General features: G+C 38.9%; 2 protein-coding genes. Both read left to right on the top strand.

Annotated features, from left to right (window positions below; genetic code table 11):
- The coding region (locus tag C3007_RS11585; RefSeq protein WP_165779977.1) for a hypothetical protein at window positions 1-1,005 on the top strand (1,005 nt) is incomplete at its 5' end.
- 314 nt (window positions 1,006-1,319) lie between these two features.
- The coding region (locus C3007_RS09165; protein WP_207763693.1) for a hemagglutinin repeat-containing protein at window positions 1,320-2,684 on the top strand (1,365 nt) is incomplete at its 3' end.

Consider the following 2,684-nt stretch of genomic DNA (forward strand, 5'->3'; position numbering starts at 1 on the left):
ATCATGCAATATCTTCAATATGAAAAAGATGATCATACAAGTGATTATTTAGTGGATAAAGCCCTTCATCACCCAGAGAAAATGACATCTTTAGAATGGAAAGAGTATGAGGATTATGCTAAACGTTATATTTCAGAAAGCATCCAAAATCGCGAGATTCCCGCGGATTTCAAACGTGATTTAAATAATATTCTTTCAGGAAATTATTATAAAGGTTATGGTTATGCGTATGCGCTAGATGAAAAATATCGTTCATCTTTGCCAAGCCGTTGGTTTATTTCTGATTCAGATAAATCTGAAGAAGAAAGAATATATGAGCGCTTTAATGCAAAATATATTCAAAACCCAAAAGTATTTAGAGAGTCTTTTGAAGGAAGATTAGCCTTATCAGTAAAAGAGGGATTAGAGTTAGCTTCTTTTGGATATATTTCTAACATACCAAAAGTTATAAAGACAGTTGAATTGGTAACTAAGGTAGGAGGGAATAAAATAGTTTCAACTGCAATTCGTCTTGAAAAACCTACTATTGGTTTTATAGATAAAACGCTCTCAGAAGGTATTTATCATTCTTATAATCCTTATGCGAATTCTGTTGCTAGAAATATTGGTAATAGTATTGATAGTATTTCAAAAATCACACCTAAACAGTATGTAACAGGAACAATGATAGGTATGAGTGCGAATATGGGGGCTCAGTATATCAATACAGGTACAATTAATTATAAAGAAGCTATTAAATCAGGTCTAACCACACCTTATTTAATTTATACCCCAATGGGGACTTCATTTGTATTAGGCTCAATGTCAACAGCAGTTGATTCAAAATTATCTAATAGTAATTCATACTTAAATGACCAATCTAATTATTTAAAAAATCAAGCCGTAGGGGAGTTAATCCAAAGGTCATTGCCATCAAATATACAAAACTCCCCTATCGGCATTGGATTAAATATTTTTTCTGGAGAAGTACTAAGTCACCATAAAGATAAGGATAATAAAAAGTGAGAACCGCAAAAAAATTATTAAAAATTTCACTATACGCATTTAATCTAATATGTTCTTTTCAAGGAATGATATGGATGAGATTATATTCAAATACAAATAAAATTGATCAAACTGAATTTTTTTTTCAGCCTAAATATTTAGTATTTAGTATTTTTTTTACTGTTTTATATGGTTAATGCTTTTTCTCTGGTCTTACTTTCCTAGTTCAAAGAAATATTTAAAACTTTAGTTGCGCTCATTATATTTGCTATTGCGTATATTTAATATTGCATTTAATTTTATGAGCTTCTTTATTGTTCAAGATAAACACAGAAATGATAAAGATTGCAAAAACAGTTACCCAGCAAGATGGCTTAGCGTATTTAATTCGCGCAGAATCAGGCACGGGCGTGGCACATAGTCGTCAGTCTCAAGAACGTCAAGCGCAAATCAGTCAAGGTAATGTCTTTAATGCCAAACAGATTGACTTGACGGCCACAGGCACAGGGGAAACCCTCGCCAATGGGGAACAAAAGTTAGGTAATATTCATTTGACACACAGTGATTTAACCAGCCACGATGAACAAGGCAAACGCCTTGCCGATAGCCATATTAATTTGACGGCGTATGACACGCAATTACAAGCAGGTAAAAGCCATAGCAAAGAAAAAATGCGCGGTCAAAATGTGGGGGTTGAAGTGGGTATGTTCGCCCAAGCAGGGCCACAAACGGGCGTGGGGGTATATGCCACCGTGGGCGGCGGCAGCCAGAAAATGGATGCGGAACGCACAATGTATCACAACAGCCATTTAGACAGTGCCCAGATAACCTTTAATAACCAAAACGACCTGACACTCAAAGGGGCAACGGCAAAAGCCAACCGTATTGATGCCAATGTAGGCGGAAAACTACATATTGAAAGCCTCCAAGATGTGCAAACACTCAAAAGCAAAAGCAGCCAAGCAGGCTTAAGTGTGAGTGTGAGCCTTGGTAATGCGTGGGGTGGTAATATCGGCTTTAGTGCTGACAGTGGCAGTGAAAATTATCGTCAGGTTACCGAACAAGCAAGCTTGTTTGCAGAAGAGGGCGGCTATCACGTTGAGGCAAATCAGGTTCACTTAAAAGGTGCAGCGATTGCAAGCACGAATGGCAACAACAGTGAACTTGCCGTCAATCAACTGACCGCAGAGCATCTTCAAAACCATTCCTCAAGCCAAGCGATGAGTGGCGGATTAAGCTATGGCTTTAGTCATCAAGAGGGGCATTTTGAGGAAAAAGGCACAGGCAAAGTGGTTGAAGCTCCTGCGAATAACCAAACTGCCGATAACCTCAGATGGGTGGAGGAGAAAAATTCAAGTGGTTTTAACCCAAGTATGCCGATGTATGAAAGCCATCATGACAGCAGTGTTACCAAAGCCACGATTACGGCAGGCAAGATTACCTTAAATAAGGATAGCCAACCTGTTCATACCACGGTAGAGGCGCTTGCAAAAACCTTACCGATTAGCACCGCACTTGATAATGCCAATCCACAGGTGGAAAAACCAAGGGATACCCAAGCGCAGCTAAAAGAGCAGAAAATCGTGAGAGAAGCGGTAAGCCAGTTACAATCGGCCGCCTCCACTTATGCAGCGAACCAAGCCAAAGCTGCACAGCTCGAAGCTGACCGCTTGCAACAAGAGCTTGCACAAGAGCAAAGT

This window comes from Avibacterium gallinarum, from assembly GCF_002921135.1.
Taxonomy (GTDB): domain Bacteria; phylum Pseudomonadota; class Gammaproteobacteria; order Enterobacterales; family Pasteurellaceae; genus Avibacterium; species Avibacterium gallinarum.